This is a genomic window from Sulfitobacter sp. S190 (assembly GCF_025141935.1).
GTDB lineage: Bacteria > Pseudomonadota > Alphaproteobacteria > Rhodobacterales > Rhodobacteraceae > Sulfitobacter.
Genome location: NZ_CP081120.1, coordinates 143,593 through 165,271, shown reverse-complemented (window position 1 = coordinate 165,271; position 21,679 = coordinate 143,593). Strand labels below are relative to the sequence as shown.

Sequence of the window (21,679 nt, the reverse complement as noted above, 5' to 3'; positions counted from 1 at the left end):
CACCTGTTGAGGTTTTGCACATCCCCGCCCGTTGGCGCAAGCGGTGGCCGCCCCGGCCCGCCGGTCAGCGGGCGAAAGTGACATTTCGGTCCTGCTCAGGACGCGCTCTCCGCGGCGGATACATCCGCGCCGCCCGTGTCCTGCGGGCCGTAACCCTCGACCCATCTGCGCACCACCTGCCGCGCCATTTCCTCGTCATGCGCGACACAGGCCTCCCGCAGCATCCGCATCGCGCCCGCAATCTCGATCTGTGACAGCCCCGCCTCGTCGGTGGCAAAAATCTTGGGATACTTCGTCCCCAGCAGATCGCCCGACAGGGTCAGCTCCTCGGTCATCTTCTCGCCCGGACGCAGCCCGGTGATCTCGATCTCGATATCGCCGTCGGGGTTGTCGGCGTCCCGCACGTCATAGCCTGCCGCCTCGATCACCTGCCGCGCCAGCGCCATGATCGACACCGGCTCGCCCATATCCAGAACGAAAACCTCGCCACCCTTGGCCAGCCCTCCGGCCTGCAACACCAATTGCACCGCTTCCTGAACCGTCATGAAATACCGCGATACATTGGGGTCGGTCACGGTCAGCGGCCCTCCCCGGCTCAACTGGTCCTGAAATAACGGGATCACAGACCCCGAAGACCCCAGCACATTGCCGAAGCGGACCATCGTGAAAACCGTACCGCCGGGCTTGGCGCGGCGCGCCAGATCGTGCACCACCAGTTCCGCCAGCCGCTTCGACGCGCCCATCACATTTGTCGGGCGCACCGCCTTGTCGGACGAAATCAGCATGAACCGCTCGACCCCGGCATGGGCCGACTGCTCGCCCAGCGTCTGCGTGCCGAACACGTTATTCACCAATCCGGTCAGGGGGTTGGCCTCGACCAGCGGCACGTGCTTATAGGCCGCAGCATGCAGGACCACCTGAACCTCGTGCTTCTCCAGCAGGCGGCGCACCTGCCGCGCGTCGGTCGCGGAGCCCAGCACCGGCACCAGCTCCAGACCCGCCGCTTCGGCCAGCGGACGCAGCTCCATATCGATGTTGTAGAGACCCAGCTCGCTCAGCTCCAACAGGATCAACCGCGATGGCTGGCAATCGAGCACCTGCCGGCACAGTTCGGACCCGATGCTGCCACCTGCACCCGAAATCAGAACGCTCTTGCCGCTGTAGCAGGCGCGCATGTCGCCCAACGGATGGGCCACCTCTGCACGGCCCAGAAAGCTGCGCGGCGCGACGGGCGTCAGCTTGTCGATCAGCGCCTCATCCCCGATCAGCTGCGAAAACGACGGCAGCATCTGCACCTCGAGACCCATCATCTCCAGCCGTTTGGCGATCTTGGCCTGCTTGGGGCGGCTCAGCGACGGCACCGCCAGAAGCACACGGTCGATCTTGGCGCTTTCGACCACCTCGGCAATCTTGGCGGGGGCATAGACCGGCAACCGGCTCACTGACATGCCCTGCAGCGCCTTGTTGTCGTCGACAAAGGCCACCGGCTCGATGCTCTCGTGGCTGCGCAGCGCCGACACCAGCTGCGCCCCCGTGGTCCCCGCCCCATAGATCAGCACCCGGCACCGCGACACCGACCTGCGGTAGATCGCCAGCACGATCTGCAGGATCACGGCGCGGCTGCACACAACCAACGAAAAGAAGATCACCCCGAAAAAGGCGTGGAAACTCAGCGGCAACAGCAGGCCCAGCAGATCGGACATCACCAGCGACGTGCCGGCAATGACCATCCCCACCATCGCCGTCAGCCCGATCGCCGCCGCATCATAGGTGCTGACCTGTATATCGGTCGCCCCCGTCAGCTTGAGCGTCACGATCATCGCGGCGAGCACATAGGGCAAGGCCGGCAAATACTGCACGATACCGTCCAGCAGATCGGCCGACGGGTTCACCCCGACCAGCGCAATCAGCAGCGCAAGCATCAGCAACACCACATCAATGCCCAGCATGATGCGGCTCTTGCGGCTCTTGGTAAGCGATTTGATCCAACCGAGCAGGGTCATTCAGGGCGGCTTTCTGACAGAACGGAAAAAACGGGCGGACATGCGGCAGACGCGTCACGACCATAGAGGACCGCGCGCCGTTTGAATACGTCCTGTGACACGTATGGCCCGCGCTGTAGCGTTTTTGTGCCTATCGGCGCCGGAACAGGTTGCCGATGGTCTGAAAAACCAGATCGAAATCATAGCACGTTGACTGGTTGCGCTGATAAATCAGGTCCAGACGCGCCTTGCGCGGCACACAGACACGGCAATACACATCGTCGGTCTCCTGCGCATCGGCACACCGCGACAGCAACCGGTCCTCATGCTTGTGAAAACGGATCGTGGCCAACCCCGTCACCCCCGGGCGCGACTTCAGCACCTCGGCATAGACGTCCGGAAACCGCTCCACGTATTCGCGCAACGGCGGGCGCGGCCCGACAAAGCTCAGATCGCCCCGCAGGATGTTCCAGAGCTGCGGAAATTCATCCAGCCGTTTGGCCCGCAGCCGCGCGCCCAGCGGCGTCACCCGCCCCGCCTTGTCCGCGCCCGACACGCCGCGGTCTTCCTCCACCACCGTCATGGTGCGGAATTTCAACAGGTTGAACGGCTCGTCCGGCGTTTTCATCCGCTCCGCCACGTAAAACAGCGGGCGACCCTGCTTGATCCAGATATATGCCACCAGAAATACGATAACGGGCCCGAGGATCACCACCAGCAGGCTGGCAAAGAAAAGATCGAAAATGCGCTTGCGCCATGTCATGCGGTGTCAGTCCCCTCGCGCCACTGCGCAATCATGTCCCGCGCCGTGCTGGCGGCCGGATCAAACTGCACATACTGCGACAGGCGGCGGTGATCCAGCGTCACATTCGCGATGGCCCCTGCCGGTGCGGGCAAGGGGCTCCACGCCATCCCCGCAGCATCCAGAAGATCGCCCATACGCACCGGCACGGGGGCGGTGACATTCAGGATATCGGGCAGCTCCGGCACCTGCGTCAGCGCATGCAGACAGCGCGCCAGCCCCACAGGTCCGATATAGCTGCGCGTCAGGGTCTGCCCGTCCGGGGTCACATGCAATGTCATGCCGGGTGCCCATCCGCCCACGATCGCATCCGCCCCCACCACATTCCCGATGCGCAGCACACAGACACGCGGACCGCCCCGCGCCAGCGCCACGCGCTCCATCTGCATCTTTGCGGCACCGTATTCGGACAACGGCTGCGGCGTGTCCGTTTCTTTATGCGCCGCGTCCGACCGGCCATAAACCGCGGCCGATGACATCACGAACACCCGCTGCCCCGGCCCCGCCGCCGCAATCGCCGCCAGCGCCAGATCGGAATTGAGCGACAGCGCGTCATCCGTTGCCGCCGCATGCGCCGGTGTGACGCCCGCCATGCAGATGATATCCCCCTTGCCGCGCACAAAGGCGGCGAGACCCTCGGGATCGGCCAGCGGATCGATCCGGCGGGTGCCCGGCGCGCCCCCGCGGCTCTGGACCGACAGGGCACCGGGCCAATGGGCGCGCAGCATCCGCGCCAGCCGACCGCTACCGCCCAGCAACACTGGGTCGGAAATACGGTCCGACGGGGATGTAGTGATTGACGCCATGGTCCCAGCGTTTATCGTCCGCCGGGCGTTTGGCCAAGAGTTCTTCCTCTTCAAGAACCACATTCGCGCTGGGCAAATTGGGTAGACAGAATGCGTAAATCCATACGGTACGCCACTTTTATCGCGGCTGGGCTTTTGCTTGCGGCCTGCTCCACACTGCCGCGCGGTGCCGCTGTCGAGCGTGAGATCACCCGCACCGCAGATGCGCCCGACGCCGATTTCGCGCTCTATCCGATCACCCGCGCTTTTTTGCCGAGCGTTGCCGAATGGCCCGCGACCGGGCAACCGCACCACGGCTGGCTGGCGCATAGCCACGGGTCCAGCGCACAGATCATCCAACCGGGCGACATGCTCAACGTCATCGTCTGGGACAGCGGCGAAAACTCGCTGCTGACATCGCCGGGCCAACGCGCCGCGAACCTGCAAAACCTACGGGTGTCCAGCGCGGGCAGCATCTTTGTCCCCTATATCGGCAAGATCCGCGTGTCCGGCCGCACCCCCGACAGCGCCCGCACGCTCGTTCAGCGCCAGCTCGAAGCGATCCTGCCGGGCGCGCAGGTACAGCTCGACATGGCCGAAGGGCGCGCGAATTCCGTTGACGTCGTGGGCGGTGTGTCGGCGCCCGGCAACGTCAAACTGCCCGATCAGAACTTCTCGGTCCTCGCCGCCATCTCGGCCAGCGGCGGCGTCACCCAATCGCTCAACAACCCGCAGGTCAAACTCGTCCGCGGTCACAAGATTTACCAGACATCGATCTCGCGGCTCTACGAAAGCCCCACGCTCGACACCCGCCTGCACGGCGGGGACAAGCTGATCGTGGAAGCGGACCGCCGCTATTTCCTGTCGCTGGGGGCCGCCGGTTCCGAAAGCCAGCACCTGTTCAACCGTGATCGCGTGTCCGCGCTCGATGCGATGTCGATCATCGGCGGCGTCGATGACAGCCGCGCCAATCCCGAAGGCGTGCTGATCCTGCGTGAATACCCCGCCTCCGCGCTGCGTGCGGGCCAACGCGGACCGCGCCGCGAACGGGTGGTCTTTACCATCGACCTGACCACCTCCGACGGTCTGTTTTCTGCGGGCAACTTCTACATCAATTCCGGCGATCTGGTGCTGGCAACCGAAAGCCCGGTCACCAACACCCGCACGGTGCTCGGCCTTGTCGGCTCCGCCTTCGGTCTGGCACGCGCCGTCGGCAACTGAGGGATCAGCCGGGCATTTCGATCCGGCGATCGGCAGGAACCAGCGCGTTGATCTGCGCGATATGCTCGGGCAGGCATTTGGTCAGGAAATCGTAATTCTCCACCACGCGCTTGCGGGCGTTCGGTCCGATATGGGCAAAGTCTTCGGGGGCATTAAGCACCTCGATCACCTGATTTGCCACTGCTGCGGGATCAAAGAAATCCACCAAGAGCCCCGTCTCGCCATGTGTGATCGCCTCGCGCACCGGCGCCACATCCGACGCGACAATCGTCGCTTCCATCGCCATGCTCTCCAGCAGCGACCATGACATCACGAACGGCATGCTCAGGTACAGATGGCAGCGCGAAATCTGGATGATCTTCTGGTAATGGTCGTAGGGCACCTGACCCAGAAAATGGGTGCGATCCCAATCCACCCGCGATCCCAGCTCGGCCTCCATTTCCCCGCGCAACCCGCCCGGCGCGGTGCTCTTGGTGCCATAGGACGCGTCATTGCCCCCGATGATCAGAACGCGGGCATTGGGGCGGGCTTTCTGGATGGCAGGCAGCGCCCGCATAAAGACATGAAACCCCCGCGTCCGCTCTAGATTGCGGGCCATATAGGTCACGATTTCGTCGTCGGCCGTCACATCACGGTTCAGGCGCTGCAGGTTCAGACGGGCATCGGGATCGGGGCGCAGTGTGTCGGTGCGGATACCGTCATGGCAGACGTACATCTTGTCGTGGAAACTTTCGGGAAACCGGTCGCGCTGCCAATAGGTCGGGGCATGACCCTTGTCGACCACGTGGTAATTCGCCATCGGCACCGCATTGCGCGCCGCCAGCAAATAGGGCGTGTGCGGCGTCATCTTTTCTTCGGGGTCAAAGCCGACCGGGCCGCCCTTTTCACTGTAATAATACTCGAAGAACCCGATAATTGGCGTCTGTGGCCAGACATGCTTGAGGAACGTCATCTCGCCCCACCCCACGTGGCCAACGATGATATCGGGGGTGAACTGCCCCTCGTCGCGCAGCTTTTCACAGGCCAGCGCCGCGCCAAATCCGGTGCCGGCTGCATCCTCCCATATCCGGCTCAATCCATAGGTGCCCTGCTTGGGCTTGTGGTGCGGGGCATACAGAACCGTCTCGACGCCGTCGAATTTCGGGGCGTTCTTGCGCTGGGTCAGGAAAACGATGCGGTGCTGCTTGGTGGCGGCCAGCCATTGGACAAACTCGCGGTACTGCCCGGGCATGTTCTGGTGGACGAAAAGGATGTTCATGAATTCAACCGATCAAATTGCGTGCCGTGCCAGTTTGACCAGCATTCCGCGATTTTGGCAAACGCCCTATTTGCCCTTCCAGACGGGATCACGCTTTTCGGCAAAGGCGCGGGCGCCCTCCAGCTGATCCTCGGACGCATACAACCGGTCGACCGTCGGCAACTGCCGCCTGGTGATGCGGTTCATGCTGTCCTGAAACTTGGCATCTTCGGCATCGCGCACGATCTCCTTGATCGCGGCATAGACAAGCGGCGGTCCCGACGCCAGCAGCCGCGCCAGTTCCCACGCACGGTCCATCAACTCTGCCGCAGGCAGCACCTCGTTGATCAGTCCCCAACCCTTGCCCTCATGGGCATCGAACCACCGCCCCGTCAGCAAAAGCTCCATCGCGATATGATAGGGCACCCGTTTGGGCAGCTTCACGCTGGCGGCATCCGCCACCGTGCCGGAGCGGATTTCCGGCAGCGCGAACTGGGCGTGATCCGCGGCAAGGATCATGTCCGCACTCAGCGCCCACTCAAGCCCCCCGCCGCAGCAGATGCCGTTGACCGCCGCGATCACCGGCTTGTTCAGCCCCCGCAATTCCTGCAATCCGCCAAATCCGCCCACACCATAATCGCCATCGACCGCATCCCCGTCGGCGGCCGCCTTCAAATCCCAACCGGGGCAGAAAAACTTGTCCCCCGCCCCCGTGATGATGGCGACGCGCAGCTCGGGATCATCGCGGAACCCCGCAAACACCTCACCCATCACGCGCGAGGTCTGCAAATCGATCGCATTGGCCTTTGGCCGGTCCAGCGTGACCTGCAAAATCGCGCCCTCGCGGTGTGTCTTGACGGGATCCATGGTGCTACCTCTCAACTGCGACGCAACAGCGCGTCCACCGCGACGGCACGATCGGGCGTGCACACCAGCGGATTGATTTCAATTTCCTCGACCCGCGCGGCATTGGCAATGACATAGGACTGGACCGCCATGATCGCGTCGACAACCGCATCAAAACGCGCGGCAGGGCGGCCGCGATACCCGTCCAGCAGCGGCGCCACCCGTAACGCCCGCAGCATGGTTGCAACCTGCATTCGGGGCGCGGGCACAAGCGCCGATCGGGTATCCGCCCACAATTCGGCCAACACACCGCCCGCGCCCACGGTCAACACAAACCCGTGTGCCGGATCGCGCAGCACAGCCACCAAAAGCTCGCACACACTCCCGCCGATCATCTCCTCGATCAGGAGCGGACCATCGGGCATCTGCGCGCAAACGCTTGCCACATCCTGCAATGCCACGTTCAGCCTGACACCGCCCACCTCGGACTTGTGCGCCACTCCCGTGGCCTTGACGACCAAAGGCAGCGACAGCGTATTGGCGCGCGCCGGATCGCTGACCGACGCAGGCACGCACACACCGGATGCCGCCAACGCCGCTTTTGCATCGGCCTCGCCGACCAACGCGGCATCCCGCGGCGCCCCCGGCAACAAGGGCTGCGGCAAGGACGACGCGACGGGCGGCAGCGCCGCTGCCTCCGCCGCGGCCACCGCTTCGCGCAATCCACCCATCGCCACCACCCCCCCGGCAAGCAATCGGTCGCGCACATCCGCCGGCATCAGTTCTGGCAATGTGGCCACAACGGTCACGGGACGCCCCGACCGCGCGCGCACGTTCAGCGCCGCCTGCGTGGCGCAATCCCAATCGGCAGCGTCTGTCACCGGATAGTCGACGATAATCAGCATCAGACCGATATGCTCTGCCGCCATCGGCAGCCAGGCCGCCGTCATCCGGTCAACATCCCGCCAGATATAGGTGTGATAATCCAGCGGATTACCCAGCGCGACCATCGGCCCCAAAGCCTGCGCCAGTGCTGTCCGCTGCAGCTCCGTCAGCGCAGGAAAACTGACAGCGTGACCCACAGCCGTGTCCGCAATCAGGCTGGCCTCCCCGCCGGAACAGCTGATCGAGGATAGCGCGCTCGACGACAACCGTCCCGAAAAATGCAACAGCTTGAGCGCTTCGACAAAAGTCGGCAAATCATCCACACGGGCGATCCCCAATCTGCACAACAGCGCATCGGCCCCGACATCCGATCCCGCCAAAGACGCCGTATGGGACACCGCCGCGGCAACGGCCTGATCCGATTTGCCTACCTTGATCGCGACCAACGGCACATCCCGCGCCGCCGCGCGCTGCGCCAGCGCGTACCACGCCTCCAGATCCGTGAACCCCTCGACGTGCAGACCAATCGCGGTCACACGCGGATCGTCGAGCAAATCCAACGCGATCGCAGCCTGCGATGTCTGGGCCATATTCCCGCAGGTCACCACGTAACTGATCGGCAATCCGCGCTGCTGCATCGACAGATTGATCGCGATGTTCGAAGACTGGGTCAAAATCGCGACACCCGTTTTGACACGGCGGCACCCGTGTTGGTCGGGCCACAACAACGCCCCGTCGAGCGCGTTGACAAAGCCGTAGCAATTCGGCCCGAGAATTGGCATCTCACCTGCCGCGTCGACAAGCTTCGCCTGCAGATCGTCGCCGCCTGCGTCCTCACCCGACGCCTCCGAAAACCCCGACGCAAAACAGACCGCACCGCCACATCCGGCGCTGGCCAATTCAGCCACCGCATCAATGCTGGCATTCCGGTTGATCCCGACAAACGCTGCATCCGGTGGACCGGGCAGATCCGCAATACATCTCACGGCCCGTATGCCCTGCACCACGTGGCATTTCGGATGAACGACATCTATCCGCCCGGTAAATCCAAACGCCCTGCACTGTTCAATAATGTCCGAACACCAGGCACCACCCCCGACCACCGCAATGGTCCGGGGTTGGAGCATTCGCGAGAGCCTACCGGGCATAGCGACCCGAGGCTCCCAAGAGGTTTATGCCTTCGGCGAGAGTATTTTTGGCCAAATAAGATAACCATTTATTAACTGGAATCGCCCGATATCGATAGCGCGGAACAGGCCGGAGGGCCGATGGCCGCGCCAAGTGAGATAGCGCTGCTATTTTCATCAGGGGGGTCCGGCGACGGGTCCCCCTATCTTTCTTGGCCAAATATACTCCTGGGGGGATCGGCCATCGGCCGATGGGGGACTGGTCCCCCGGATACACCTCGGTCATGCGCCCAGTGCCCGTAGCAGGTCGCGGCTGATGATATGTCTCTGTATCTCCGACGTCCCGTCCCAGATCCGTTCGACCCGCGCATCCCTCCAGAACCTTTCCAGCGGATAGTCATCCATCAGCCCCATGCCACCGTGGATCTGGATCGCCGCATCCGTGACGCGGGCCAGCATCTCCGACGCGTAGAGCTTTGCGCTCGCGATCTCGCGGTTGGCGGGCAGCGCCCGGTCCAAACGATCCGCGGCGGCAAGGGTCAGAAGGTCCGCCGCGTCAATTTCGGTGATCATATCCGCAAGCTGGAACGACACCCCCTGAAACTTTCCGATCTTCTGTCCGAACTGTTCGCGCTCGGCCGCATAGTCCAGCGCATAGTCGAACACCCTGCGGGCGCGGCCGACGCTCATGGTTGCGACCGTGATCCGCGTTGCATAAAGCCACGTGTTCATGACCTCGAAACCGCCATCGACCTCGCCCAGGACCTGCGCATCCGACAGGCGGCAGTCGTCAAAGTCGAGGATCATGTTCTTGTAGCCACGGTGGCTGACCGATTTATACCCGTCCCGGATCGTGAAGCCCGGCGTTCCGCGGTCCACGAGAAAGGCCGTGATGCGCTTCTTGGGTCCTTTGGGCGTGGCGTCTTCCCCCGTTGCGATAAAGACAATCAGGAAATCCGCATGGTCTGCGCCCGAGATGAAGTGCTTGGTTCCGTTCACCACCCAATCACCGCCCGCGCGCACCGCCGCACATTTCATGCCGCGCACGTCCGATCCGGCTCCCGGTTCCGTCATGGCCAGCGCATCCATCCGCTCCCCCCGCACCGCCGGCATCAGGTAACGCTCGATCTGGTCGCCCTCACAGGCCATCAGGATATTCTGCGGCCGCCCGAAGAAATGGTTGAGCGCCATGGACCCCCGCCCAAGCTCGCGCTCGACCAACGCGAATTCCACGTGGTTCAATCCCGCGCAGCCCACGCTTTGGGGAAAATTGCACGCATAAAAGCCCAGATCGATGGTCTTGCGCTTGATCTCCTCCGCAATCTCCCGTGGCACTTCGCCCGTGCGTTCGACCAACGCCTCGTGGGGATAGATCTCCTTTTCCACGAAAGTGCGCACCGTGTCGGCGATCATCAACTGCTCTTCGCTCAGGCCATAGATCATGCGGTGCGGCCTTCCGCACGCGGGCTACTGGTCATAATCACTTCCTTCATTGTTCAAAATCGCCTTCAGTTCCGCCAGATGCCGGGCGTCCTGATCGGGGTATTGTTCGAGCGCACTGGCCGTTTTTTCGGCCACCTCGTCCGAGATACGGCGCAACGGCATGCCGGTTTGCAGGGCGCGGATGTAGGTCTCTGCCGCCCGCTCGAAGTAATAGAGCCGGTTGAACGTCTCCGCGACCGTATCCCCGATCACCATCACCCCGTGGCTGCCCATCACCATGACCTTGTGGCGCGGATCATGCAGCAACCGGGCACATCGGTCGCCCTCATCCTCGAAGGCCAGCCCGCCATAATCCTCGTCGATCACCACCCGGTTGAAAAACGTACAGCAGTTCTGGTCGATGGGCGGCAACCGGCTGTCCTCCAGACAGGCCAGTACCGTGGCGAAAATCGAATGCACATGCATGACGCACCGCGCATGGGGGCAGGCCCGGTGCACTCCGCCGTGCAGGCCCCAGGCCGTCGGATCGGGGGCATCGGGCCGGTCGAGTGTCGCGGGATCATTGGCGTCGATCAACAACAGGTCGCTCGCCTTGATCCTGCTGAAATGCACCTGGTTGGGGTTCATCAGGAATTCGGTCCCCGACGCGTTCACCGCGACGGAAAAGTGGTTCGCGACCCCTTCGTGCATGTTCAAACGGGCCGTCCAGCGGAACGCCGCCGCCATGTCCACTCGCGCCTCCCAATGCGCCATATTCGCCGTCATGCGTGAATTCTCCTACCCTTTTGGGTCACGCAACCACGTCTGAAACCGACCGTCCAGCCCATCTGCGACAGCGTGCCGTGTCAGCCGCCGAAAAACACCGCATGCATGGTCCGGCCGGGCAGCAGGGTGAACGCGCCCGTGATGACCAGCGCGTAAAGATAAATCGCGCGATGCTGCACGATATCGCCGCGCCGCGCGGCCCTGACCGCCTGCACCAGCGACACAAGCGTCAGCACCGACAGCAGGTGGATGGGGCTCCACGGGCCGACCAGCCGCAGCTCGTGAATGAAAAACTGCTCGCGGCGACAAAGCCCAGCATCGCAACCCAGAGCCTGCCCATCCAGCGGTGGGCCCGGCCCCCTTTCGGCATCGCAAGCTGCACCGCCCCCAGCACCAACGCCCCCAGCGCGGCGAGCGCATGGGCGGGGATCGGAACGGCCTCGGCCCACAGATAGGTAAAATCCAAACTGCCCTCCTCGCCAGCCGCGCCTTACTGTATGGGCTGGCTCGGCACCCATGCATACCCGTCGCGGCACAGGATATACGCCTCGCGCAGGCCATGCGGCTTGTCGGTCGGGGCCTGCAGCACGCTGCCGCCCGCCGCCTCTGCCCTGTCGCAGGCCGCTTGCGGGTCCGTGTCATAGAGCCTGATCTCGAGACCCGCACCGCGCGGCGGCAGTTCCGGCAGCAGGCCCAGCAGGGGGTTCGAATGATATGTCCCGTCACTGTGCAGCTGGAACACCTCGCGCCCGTAGGTGACGATGGCGAAATCGGCACTGACGCGGTGGGCCGTCATGCCGAACACATCGCGCAGGAATTGCGTGTGCCACACCACATCGCGGACCAGTATGTTGATGCCCAGACCCCGCAGGTTTGCGCCGAAATCTTCGGCCGATACGGTTTCATAGTCCATTCCACTCTCCCCGCGCTTGAACCTTCCAAAACCCTGTGTCACCTTACGCCATGACGCAAGAAACTTCCCCCACATCCTTTCCCGCATGGCCCGATGTGGCCGCCGATCTGGTCAATGTCGCCGCCGGGCGCAGCCCCGCAGATACAGTGATCCGTGGCGGTATCTGGGTCAATGTCCACACCCGCGAAACGCTGCCCGATCACAGCGTGGCGATCGTAAAAGGGCGGATCGCCTTCGTGGGGCAGAACGCCGATCACTGCACCGGCCCCGACACCGAAATCATCGAGGCCGCCGGTCGCTACATGATCCCGGGCCTGTGCGACGGGCATATGCACATCGAAAGCGGCATGCTGACCCCTGCCGAATTTGCCCGCGCGGTCATCCCCCACGGCACCACGTCGATGTTCACCGATCCGCACGAGATCGCCAATGTGCTGGGCCTCGACGGGGTACGCATGATGCACGACGAGGCGCTGATGCAGCCGGTCAACATCTTCACCCAGATGCCCTCCTGTGCGCCCTCGGCCCCCGGTATGGAAACCACCGGTTTCGAGATTTCGGCCGATGACGTGGCGCAGGCGATGGGCTGGCCGGGCATCATCGGTCTGGGCGAGATGATGAATTTCCCCGGGGTGAGCAATGCCGACCCGCAAATGCTGGCGGAAATCGCCGCGACGCAAAGGGCGGGTAAAACCGTCGGCGGGCACTACGCCTCGCCCGATCTGGGGCCTGCCTTCGCCGCCTATGTCGCGGGCGGCCCCGCCGACGATCACGAAGGCACCTGCGAGGCGGACGCCATCACCCGCATGCGGCAGGGGATGCGGTCGATGATCCGGCTCGGCTCGGCGTGGTACGACGTGGAAACACAGATCACCGCGATCACGGAAAAGGGGCTCGACAGCCGCAACATGATCCTGTGCACCGACGACTGCCATTCCGGCACGCTGGTCAACGACGGGCACATGAACCGCGTGGTGCGTCACGCGATCGACTGCGGGTGTGGTCCGCTCGTGGCGCTGCAAATGGCCACGATCAACACCGCCACCCACTTCGGGCTGGAGCGTGACATCGGGTCGGTCACCCCGGGGCGCCGCGCCGACATTATCCTGACGTCGGATTTGCGCACCTTGCCCATCGAGACCGTCATCGCCCGCGGACGGATCGTGGCACGCGATGGCATCTGCCTTGCCGACTGCCCGCATTACGACTGGCCGCAACGCGCGCGGCAAACGGTGAACATGGCGCGCGATCTGGGCGCGTCCGACTTTGACATCCCGGCCCCCGCCGGGGCCAACGCGGTCACCGCCAACGTGATCGGCGTGGTGGAAAATCAGGCGCCCACCCGCGCGCTGCAATTCGAACTGCCGGTCACCGATGGCCGCGTGCAATCGCACGGCGACGTCTGCCAGATCGCGCTGGTGGAACGGCACCGGGCCACGGGCGGCGTGACAAACGCGCTGGTGTCGGGGTTCGGGTACACGGGGCGCATGGCAATGGCCTCGACCGTGGCGCACGACAGCCACCACATGATCGTGGTGGGCACCGACGCCGACCAGATGGCGCTGGCCGCGAACCACCTGCGCAATCTGGGCGGCGGGATAACCCTGTTCCGCGACGGGGCAGAGCTGGCCACCGTGGATCTGCCCATTGCGGGGCTGATGTCCGATAGCCCGGCCGCCGATTTGGCCGCCAAAACCGACGCGATGATGCAGGCCATGCGCGACTGCGGATGCACGCTCAACAACGCCTACATGCAACACTCCCTGCTGGCGCTGGTGGTGATCCCCGAACTGCGGATTTCCGATCTGGGGCTGGTGGATGTGCGCAGCTTCGAATTCGTGGATGTGATCGTCTCCTGACACCACCTCCGCTCCCGAAAAACCTCTCCGGCCCCGCCATACGGGCGGCCCCCGGTCCGACGCAAAGAAGAAATGACATGAAACAGTTCAAGATCCTCATCCCCGACACCCCCAAGCCGCAGGCCTTCCATGACGCGACACTGGCGGTCGACCGGCTGACCGAGCTTTATACCCAGGCCACCGAATTCCTGCGCAGCCACTTCAACGACGCGATGGAAACAACCCCCGACCAGACCCGCATCCGCGCCTTTTATCCCGAAGTGCGCTTTACCACCTCGTCCTATGCGCGGGTGGATTCGCGGCTCAGCTTCGGGCACGTGTCCTCGCCCGGCACCTTTGCCGCCACGATAACGCGGCCCGATCTGTTCCGGCACTACCTTATCCAGCAAATCGGCCTGCTGATCGAAAACCACGGCCAGCCGGTGGTCGTCGGGGCATCCGACACCCCCATTCCGGTCCATTTCGCGATGACATCCGACGCCACGATCACCGTGCCACAGGAAGGCGCCGCCGACTTCACCCTGCGGGACGTGTTCGACGTGCCCGATCTCAGCACCACCAACGACGATATCGTCAACGGCACCTACCAGCCGGTCGATGATGTCCGCCCCCTCGCGCCCTTCACCGCACAGCGGGTGGACTATTCACTGGCCCGCCTGTCGCATTACACCGCGACAGACCCCGACCATTTCCAGTGCCACGTGCTGTTCACGAACTACCAGTTCTACGTCACCGAGTTCGAGGAATACGCCCGCACGATGCTGCGCGATCCCGACAGCGGCTATACCTCTTTCGTGTCGACCGGCGATGTCGAGATTACGGATGGCGATGCGCCACTGCCGGACTCGCCGAAAACACCGCAGATGCCGACCTATCATCTCAAACGCGCCGACGGGTCCGGCATCACGCTGGTCAACATCGGCGTCGGGCCTTCGAACGCGAAAACCGCGACCGATCACATCGCCGTGCTGCGCCCGCACGCATGGCTGATGGTCGGTCACTGCGCGGGGCTTCGCAACACGCAGGCGCTGGGCGATTTCGTGCTGGCCCACGCCTATCTGCGCGAAGATCACGTGCTGGACGACGATCTGCCCGTCTGGGTGCCGATCCCGGCACTCGCCGAAATACAGATCGCACTGGAAAGCGCGGTGGAACAGGTGACGCAACTTGAAGGCTTCGAACTCAAGCGCCTGATGCGCACCGGCACGGTCGCCACCATCGACAACCGCAACTGGGAACTGCGCGACCAATCCGGCCCCGTGCAGCGCCTGAGCCAAAGCCGCGCCATCGCGCTGGACATGGAAAGCGCGACAATCGCGGCCAACGGCTACCGCTTCCGCGTGCCCTACGGGACGCTCCTGTGCGTGTCCGACAAACCCCTGCACGGTGAACTCAAGCTGCCGGGCATGGCCTCGGACTTCTATAAAACGCAGGTTTCGCGGCATTTGATGATCGGAATTCGCGCCATGGAACAGCTGCGCGATATGCCGTTGGAGCGGATTCACAGCCGGAAATTGCGCTCTTTCGACGAAACGGCCTTCCTCTAGGGGTCGAAACTGGCAAAAAAACGCAAAAAACCTCAGTTTTCTTCGTCTGGCACGCCACTATTCGTTGTGTTTGATCACAACATACCGTTACATTCTGCCAATGAGGCCCAATATTCGGGCGGACGAAGGAGACATAACAAATGGCAAACAAACCAATGACGAAGACCCAGCTCGTCGCCGCTCTGGCCGAAGAGATGGACACGGATAAGAAATCTGCAGGCGCAGCACTGGAAGCAGTCTGCGATCTGATCACCCGCGAAGTTTCCGCCGGTGGCGCAGTGACCCTGCCCGGCGTCGGCAAAATCTACTGCCGCGAACGCCCCGAGCGTATGGTGCGCAACCCTGCGACCGGCGAACAGTTCAAGAAAGAAGCGGACAAGGTCGTGAAAATGACCATCGCCAAAGCGCTCAAAGACAGCGTTAACGGCTGATCCCGCCTTTCGGGGACAGTATGAATTGGGTCGCCCGTCGGGCGGCCCTTTTTTTGTGCGGTCTGTGGACAGGGTGTGTTGATTGGTCCACAACTGCGGCAGGTCCGTTACGGACTGCCTGAATACCCAGCGGGGGAACATCCGTGCGCGCACCACCCCATCCACAAAACCCCCGGCGGATCGAAACCCTGCACGACTTTGGCGTGCTGGACACCGCGCCCGAGGACCAGTTCGACGACATCGTGAACCTGATCGCCGCGATCTGCGACGTGCCGACCGCGCTGATCTCGCTCGTTGACGAGGACCGCCAGTGGTTCAAGGCCCGCACCGGCATGGCGCTGCCCGAAACGCCCTTTACCACCGCCGTCTGCGCCCACGCGATCTTGCAGGACGATATCCTCGAAATCGAGGACACCCGCCGCGATCCGCGCACCGCGGACAACACGCTGCTGCACGACAGCGACCCGCCGATGCTTTTCTACGCTGGCGCGCCGCTTCTGGCGGCGGGGCATATGCCGCTGGGCACCCTGTGCATCCTCGACAACCGCCCGCGCAGGCTGACCCCGTTCCAGCGCGCCACCCTGCGCACGCTGGCCGCGCAGGTGGTCAAACAGCTTGAGCTGAAACGCGCCCTGCGCAATCAGGAAATCCTGCGGGCCGAAATGGATCACAGGGTCAAGAATTCGCTGCAGGCCACCTCCTCAATGGTCCGCATCTATGCCCGCACCATCGAGGATCCGACCGCCCGCGCCGCCCTTGACGCGGTCCAGCGGCGCATCGATTCCATGTCGAGCCTGCACCAGCAGCTGCAACATTCCGGCAGCGACGCCAAAATCAGCGTCGACAGATACCTGACCGGCATCATTGAAACCCTGCAACAGAACGCCCCCGATGGCCTGTCGATCCACGGCGATTTCGATGCCGTCGACCTACCCTCGAACCACGCCTCCGATCTCGGGATCGTGCTCAGCGAATTTGTCGCAAACAGCATCAAGCACGGGTTCGACGAAGGCGGGGCAGGTGACATCGCCGTGCGGCTGAAATGCACCGCCGACAATCACCTGATGCTCGAAGCGACCGACAACGGCAAAGGCGACAGCGCGCCAGCCCCCAAGGGCTCCGCCGTCAGCGGCATCGGGCAAAGCCTCGTCGCCGCCGCCGCGTCCAATCTCGGCGGCACACTCACCCACGAACTGACAGGCGACGGCGCGCATCTGGTGCTTTTGTTCCCCAGACACTGACCGCGGTTGCCCCGCCCCGCGTTCTGCAACATGGTGCGGCCAACGGGCACCGGGGGCAGACATCATGGATCTACGCGCAATCGGCATGGGGCTGTTGTTTGCCCTGATGTGGTCGTCGGCCTTTTCGTCGGCGCGTATCATCGTGGCCGACGCCTCGCCGCTGCTGGCGCTTTCCGCGCGCTACCTGCTGTCGGGTCTGGTGGGGGTCGGCATCGCGCTGATGCTGGGCCAGCACTGGCGGCTCACGGCGGCCCAGTGGCGGGCAACAATCGTCTTCGGCGTGGCGCAAAACGCGATCTACCTCGGCCTCTTCTTCGTGGCGATGCAAACGATCGAAGCCTCGCTCGCCGCGATCATCGCATCGGCCATGCCGCTGCTGGTGGCGTTCTTCTCGTTCCTGTTTCTGGGCGAACGGCTGCGGCCCGTGGGCGTGCTGGGGCTGCTGGCGGGGCTGGCGGGCGTGGGCCTGATCATGGGGGCACGGCTGACGGCCGGTGTCGAACCGATGGGGCTGATGCTGTGTATTCTGGGGGTGCTGGCGCTGGCCACGGCGACCCTCATGGTGCGCGGGGCCACATCGGGGGGCAACGCGCTGATGGTGGTGGGGCTGCAAATGCTGGTCGGCTGCGCGGTCCTGTCGGTCGCCACCGCCCTGTTCGAGACACCAATGGTCAACCCCACGTGGCCCCTGCTCTGGGCGTTTCTCTATACCTGCTTTGTGCCGGGCCTCGCGGCCACGGCCATCTGGTTCTGGCTGGTCGGGCGCATCGGGGCCACACGGGCCGCGACGTTCCATTTTCTCAATCCGTTTTTTGGCGTGCTGATCGCGGCCCTCCTTCTGGGCGAAACGCTGGGTCCGCGCGATGTGGCGGGTGTCATCATCATCACCCTCGGCATCCTCGCGGTACAGCTGTCGCGGCAACGCACCTAGGGCAGCATCGCCTCGATCTGGCGCGTGATCTTGGGCGAGCGTGGCTTCACATTCGATCCCCAACTGCCCGCCACCGCCCCGTCAGGGGCAATCAGGACCTTGTTGAAATTCCAGCGGGGCACAAATCCGGTCTCGGCCCGCACCGCGCGGTAAAACGGATGGGCATCGGCGCCCTTCACACGGCTCACATCCGCCATCGGCAGATCCAGCGCAAAGTTCAATGCGCAGAACTCCTTCACCGCCTCGGCGCTGGCAAGCTCCTGGTTGAAATCGTCGGACGGCACGGCCAGCACCACCAGCCCCCGGTCGCGGTACGCATCATAAAGCGCCTGCAACCCGTCATACTGATAGGTAAAACCGCATTGCGACGCGGTGTTGACCACCAGAACCGGCTTTCCGCGGAAATCCGACATCTCGATGGTGCCGCCGTCGATGTTGGCAAACACGGTATCCAGCGGCGCGGCCCACGCGCCACCCGCCCCCATCCACAAAAGTACCGCCATGATAATGCGCATCTCTCGATCCTCCGCTTTCCCTAACAATACGCAGCACGGCGCCCCTTGGTTCACAGATCGTGGCGGACCCTTTGAAATCGGCGCAAAACACCCCATCTATTGCCCGACACCCGCGCAAGGAGACACCATGCCAGAGTACACCAAAAACCCCGACGTGATCGCGACCCTGTCGCCCGAAGAATATCACGTGACACAGGAATCGGGCACCGAACGCCCCGGCACAGGCAAGTTGCTGGGCAACAAGGAACCGGGCATTTACGTCGATATCGTCTCGGGCGAACCGCTTTTTGCATCGTCCGACAAATACGAAAGCGGCTGCGGCTGGCCCAGCTTTACCAAACCCATCGACAACGTGACCGAACACCGCGATGCCTCGCTGGGCATGGTGCGGACCGAAGTGCGCTCCAAACATGGCGACAGCCATCTGGGCCACGTGTTTCCCGACGGTCCGGCCGATCGCGGCGGGCTGCGGTATTGCATCAACTCCGCGTCGCTGCGGTTTGTGCACCGTGACGACATGGAAGCCGAAGGATACGGACAATACATTGATCAAGTGGAGGATGTCGCATGAGCGATGAACGTGCAGTACTGGCCGGTGGATGCTTCTGGGGCATGCAGGATCTGATCCGCAAGATGGACGGCGTGACATCCACCCGTGTCGGCTATTCCGGCGGTGATGTGCCCAACGCCACCTACCGCAACCACGGCACCCATGCCGAAGCGATCGAAGTGATCTTTGATCCCGACCGGATGAGCTACCGCGATCTGCTGGAATTCTTCTTCCAGATCCACGATCCCACCACGCTCAACCGGCAGGGCAATGACCGCGGCATGAGCTATCGCTCCGCGATCTACTACACCAGCGAGGATCAGAAAGCGGTGGCGCTCGACACCATCGCCGATGTCGAAGCCTCCGGCATCTGGCCCGGAAAGGTCGTCACCGAAGTCGAACCCGTGTCCGATTTCTGGGAAGCAGAGCCCGAGCATCAGGATTATCTGGAGCGTATTCCCAACGGCTACACCTGCCACTTCCCGCGCCCCGACTGGGTCTTGCCCAAACGCGCCGCGGCTGAATAGACACCCTGCAAAACCCGGGCCCCGCGCCGGGGTTTTTCTTTGGGTCTTTCCGTATTATCCGGCGACCCGTGGCCGCCCCGAGGCCTCGACCGTCATCTGCGCCTCCACAAATACCTCGCGCGCCTCGACCCCTGCGGTACGGATATCGCGCATCACATCAACGGTGATGTCCGCCGCACCCGCCGCCTCTGCCGCGCCGCACGCCCGCGTGCGCAGCACGTCTTCCAGACGGCCCAATGCGGTTTCCTGATCGGCAAAATCCTCCGGCCCCTCGGCCAGATGCACGCGAAATGTGCCTTCGCTCGGCGCGGTCACGGTGCCTGTCTCGCGCATGGTCACCCGCCCGACAACCGCACCGATGGCATTGGCCACGTCGGCATGCGCGGGCAGTATCATCTCGCAACCCAGCCGCTGGCCCACGGCCGGATAATAGGTCGGCGCCGATGCGCCCAACCCGATGACCGGCACCGCCAACCCGGCGTCCAGCCGCACCAACCCGCGGTGCTGGTCCAACCCGCGCTGCAACAGCGCATGCCGCGCCAACACGTCCGGCGCCGCACCAAAATCCTGGCCTTCTTCGGCAAAAGCAGTCTTTAACAAGGCCAATTCCGTCTGCCGCTGCAACTGCGCCACGATCATCTGCGCCATGTCCTCTGCGTCCTTGGCCAACGGCTCCCCCGCGCCCGTCCGCCTGCGCGCAAACAGCTGCAGCGCCTTTCGCGCGGCATCCGCGTCCCAGGCATCCGACAGGCCAAGCAAATGCGCCGCATCCGATGGCGCAACAGCGGCGATCTGCACCATGCCCCAGCCCCACAACCGATCCAGCGCCCCTGTCTCGACCCGTGCGCGCAGCACGTCTTCCAGCGGGCGCACCGTCGTGCCGATCCGGTCCAGCAGCGTCCGCTCCCGCGCACCCAATCCGGCGTATTGCGCGCCTTCAACAGCCCGTACAAACCGCCCGTCGTGCTCCGCCGGCACCGCCCGGCGCAGCTGCGCATCCAGCGCCGCATGCACGGCCTCGGGTGCGTCCGCGGCCACCAGTGACACCGGCAAAACCCGCCGTGGCCCCAGCGTCACGCCCCCCGACAGCCCCTCCGCCACGAAATGGACCTCGCTATCGCCGCCCAATCCGGTTGTCCGCATCGCAACCGCCTCGACCATCGTGCGAAACGGCCCGACCCGCGCGCCCGCCGGATCAATCGCCGGACGCCCCTCGCGCAACAACGCCACATCGGTCGTCGTCCCCCCGATGTCCGACACGATCGCGTCGCGCGCGCCCGTCATCCAGCGTGCCCCGACAATCGATGCCGCCGGTCCGCTCAGGATCGTCTCGATCGGTCGCGCGCGCGCCTGCCCGCTCGAAATCAGCGCCCCGTCTCCGCGTACCACCATCATCGGCGCCACGACACCCAGATCGCGCAAACACGCCTCTGCCCGTCCGATCAACCGCTCGATCATGCCGATCAGACGGGCGTTCAATATCGCGGTCATCGCCCGCTTCGGCCCGTTCAGTTTCGCAGACAGCTGATGCGACGCCGACACCGGGCACCCTGTCACGCGGGCCACCAACGCCATCGCACGCCGTTCATGCGCCGGATTACGCGTGGCGAATTGCGCCGCAACAGCAAAACCGCCGAGTTCACCCTTATGCGTCTCTAAAAAGGCGGTAATCGCCGCTTCATCCAACGGCGCCGCCTCTCCCCCCGCATGATCATGGCCCCCCGAAACCAGAAGATACGGATCGCCCTTCAGGGCCTCCAGCAAACCATGGGCCTCCAGATCACGCGGCCGGAACCCGATCAGGATCAGCGCTACACGGCCCCCCTGCCCCTCGACCAGCGCATTCGTGGCCAGCGTCGTCGACAGCGACGCCAGCGACACGTCTGCCGCGCGCACCCCCGATGCCGCCAGCACCGCGGCCACAGCATTGCCCACCCCCACCGCCAGATCATGGCGCGTCGTCAACGCCTTGGCACTCGCGATCACCTCACGCTCGTCGCGCAGCAGCACCGCGTCGGTATAGGTCCCGCCGGTATCCACACCCAACAAAATCGCCATCACTCTCTCCCGCC

General features: G+C 63.9%; 21 protein-coding genes. 8 read left to right on the top strand and 13 right to left on the bottom strand.

The features are described from left to right. Nucleotides 1-95 precede the first annotated feature (95 nt). The 3 genes from K3756_RS00785 to K3756_RS00775 form a co-directional block, all read right to left on the bottom strand. Entirely contained in the window at nucleotides 96-2,003 is a 1,908-nt protein-coding gene (locus K3756_RS00785) for a nucleoside-diphosphate sugar epimerase/dehydratase (RefSeq protein WP_259989964.1), read from the bottom strand. 130 nt (nucleotides 2,004-2,133) lie between these two features. Beyond that, entirely contained in the window at nucleotides 2,134-2,745 is a 612-nt protein-coding gene (locus K3756_RS00780) for a sugar transferase (RefSeq protein ID WP_259989962.1), read from the bottom strand. Beyond that, nucleotides 2,742-3,590, bottom strand: coding sequence for an NAD(P)-dependent oxidoreductase (locus tag K3756_RS00775; protein WP_259989960.1), 849 nt, complete (start codon nucleotides 3,588-3,590; stop codon nucleotides 2,742-2,744). The genes K3756_RS00780 and K3756_RS00775 overlap by 4 nt, the downstream gene beginning before the upstream one ends. A gap of 90 nt (nucleotides 3,591-3,680) precedes the next feature. Between K3756_RS00775 and K3756_RS00770 the strand changes: the two genes are divergently transcribed. Continuing rightward, nucleotides 3,681-4,790, top strand: coding sequence for a polysaccharide export protein (locus K3756_RS00770; protein WP_259989958.1), 1,110 nt, complete (start codon nucleotides 3,681-3,683; stop codon nucleotides 4,788-4,790). A gap of 4 nt (nucleotides 4,791-4,794) precedes the next feature. On the opposite strand, the gene K3756_RS00765 is transcribed toward K3756_RS00770, so the two are convergent. The 8 genes from K3756_RS00765 to K3756_RS00730 all read right to left on the bottom strand — a co-directional run bounded on the left by K3756_RS00765 (nucleotide 4,795) and on the right by K3756_RS00730 (nucleotide 12,006). Next, nucleotides 4,795-6,048 (bottom strand): glycosyltransferase family 4 protein, encoded by a 1,254-nt coding sequence (locus K3756_RS00765; RefSeq protein ID WP_259989956.1) that lies wholly within the window; start codon nucleotides 6,046-6,048, stop codon nucleotides 4,795-4,797. Nucleotides 6,049-6,114: 66 nt separating this feature from the next. After that, nucleotides 6,115-6,894: a carnitinyl-CoA dehydratase gene (locus K3756_RS00760; protein ID WP_259989954.1), complete on the bottom strand. Its 780-nt coding sequence runs from the start codon at nucleotides 6,892-6,894 to the stop codon at nucleotides 6,115-6,117. Between the two features lie 11 nt (nucleotides 6,895-6,905). After that, nucleotides 6,906-8,885 (bottom strand): acetate--CoA ligase family protein, encoded by a 1,980-nt coding sequence (locus tag K3756_RS00755; protein WP_259989952.1) that lies wholly within the window; start codon nucleotides 8,883-8,885, stop codon nucleotides 6,906-6,908. Nucleotides 8,886-9,167: 282 nt separating this feature from the next. Further along, nucleotides 9,168-10,328 (bottom strand): acyl-CoA dehydrogenase family protein, encoded by a 1,161-nt coding sequence (locus tag K3756_RS00750; protein WP_259989950.1) that lies wholly within the window; start codon nucleotides 10,326-10,328, stop codon nucleotides 9,168-9,170. Between the two features lie 24 nt (nucleotides 10,329-10,352). Continuing rightward, nucleotides 10,353-11,093 (bottom strand): class II aldolase and adducin N-terminal domain-containing protein, encoded by a 741-nt coding sequence (locus K3756_RS00745; protein ID WP_259989947.1) that lies wholly within the window; start codon nucleotides 11,091-11,093, stop codon nucleotides 10,353-10,355. 80 nt (nucleotides 11,094-11,173) lie between these two features. After that, on the bottom strand, nucleotides 11,174-11,317 hold the full coding sequence (locus K3756_RS00740) for a hypothetical protein (protein ID WP_259989945.1): 144 nt from the start codon (nucleotides 11,315-11,317) through the stop codon (nucleotides 11,174-11,176). Between the two features lie 5 nt (nucleotides 11,318-11,322). Continuing rightward, nucleotides 11,323-11,559 (bottom strand): hypothetical protein, encoded by a 237-nt coding sequence (locus K3756_RS00735; RefSeq protein ID WP_259989943.1) that lies wholly within the window; start codon nucleotides 11,557-11,559, stop codon nucleotides 11,323-11,325. Between the two features lie 24 nt (nucleotides 11,560-11,583). Then, nucleotides 11,584-12,006 carry a glyoxalase/bleomycin resistance/extradiol dioxygenase family protein gene (locus K3756_RS00730; protein WP_259989941.1) on the bottom strand — a complete coding sequence of 141 codons (423 nt, stop codon included), beginning with the start codon at nucleotides 12,004-12,006 and terminating at the stop codon, nucleotides 11,584-11,586. A gap of 50 nt (nucleotides 12,007-12,056) precedes the next feature. Here K3756_RS00730 and ade point away from each other — a divergent pair, with 50 nt between their 5' ends. The 5 genes from ade (at nucleotide 12,057) to K3756_RS00705 (ending at nucleotide 18,015) form a co-directional block, all read left to right on the top strand. Further along, complete coding sequence (ade, locus tag K3756_RS00725; RefSeq protein ID WP_259989939.1) at nucleotides 12,057-13,865, top strand: adenine deaminase; 1,809 nt, start codon at nucleotides 12,057-12,059, stop codon at nucleotides 13,863-13,865. Nucleotides 13,866-13,942: 77 nt separating this feature from the next. After that, a complete protein-coding gene (locus K3756_RS00720) occupies nucleotides 13,943-15,412 on the top strand; it encodes an AMP nucleosidase (protein WP_259989938.1) in 1,470 nt (489 codons plus the stop codon). A 140-nt stretch (nucleotides 15,413-15,552) separates the two neighbouring features. After that, the gene (locus K3756_RS00715) at nucleotides 15,553-15,843 is read left to right on the top strand and encodes an HU family DNA-binding protein (protein WP_259989936.1); all 291 of its coding nucleotides are present in this window, start codon (nucleotides 15,553-15,555) and stop codon (nucleotides 15,841-15,843) included. A gap of 143 nt (nucleotides 15,844-15,986) precedes the next feature. Then, nucleotides 15,987-17,084 (top strand): histidine kinase dimerization/phosphoacceptor domain -containing protein, encoded by a 1,098-nt coding sequence (locus K3756_RS00710; protein WP_259989934.1) that lies wholly within the window; start codon nucleotides 15,987-15,989, stop codon nucleotides 17,082-17,084. Nucleotides 17,085-17,148: 64 nt separating this feature from the next. Next, entirely contained in the window at nucleotides 17,149-18,015 is an 867-nt protein-coding gene (locus K3756_RS00705; RefSeq protein ID WP_259989931.1) for a DMT family transporter, read from the top strand. Here K3756_RS00705 and K3756_RS00700 read toward each other — a convergent pair. Continuing rightward, nucleotides 18,012-18,530: a glutathione peroxidase gene (locus K3756_RS00700; RefSeq protein WP_409202412.1), complete on the bottom strand. Its 519-nt coding sequence runs from the start codon at nucleotides 18,528-18,530 to the stop codon at nucleotides 18,012-18,014. The genes K3756_RS00705 and K3756_RS00700 overlap by 4 nt on opposite strands. A 127-nt stretch (nucleotides 18,531-18,657) precedes the next feature. On the opposite strand from K3756_RS00700, the gene msrB reads away from it, so the two are divergent. Both msrB and msrA read left to right on the top strand, forming a co-directional pair. Then, nucleotides 18,658-19,101, top strand: coding sequence for a peptide-methionine (R)-S-oxide reductase MsrB (gene msrB / locus K3756_RS00695; RefSeq protein WP_259989930.1), 444 nt, complete (start codon nucleotides 18,658-18,660; stop codon nucleotides 19,099-19,101). Continuing rightward, nucleotides 19,098-19,607, top strand: coding sequence for a peptide-methionine (S)-S-oxide reductase MsrA (msrA, locus tag K3756_RS00690; protein ID WP_259989928.1), 510 nt, complete (start codon nucleotides 19,098-19,100; stop codon nucleotides 19,605-19,607). Before msrB ends, msrA begins: the two co-directional genes overlap by 4 nt. A gap of 54 nt (nucleotides 19,608-19,661) precedes the next feature. Here the strand turns inward: msrA and K3756_RS00685 are convergent, their stop codons facing one another. Beyond that, nucleotides 19,662-21,665, bottom strand: a complete 2,004-nt coding sequence (locus tag K3756_RS00685) for a hydantoinase/oxoprolinase family protein (protein WP_259989926.1) — start codon at nucleotides 21,663-21,665, stop codon at nucleotides 19,662-19,664. Nucleotides 21,666-21,679 lie beyond the last annotated feature (14 nt).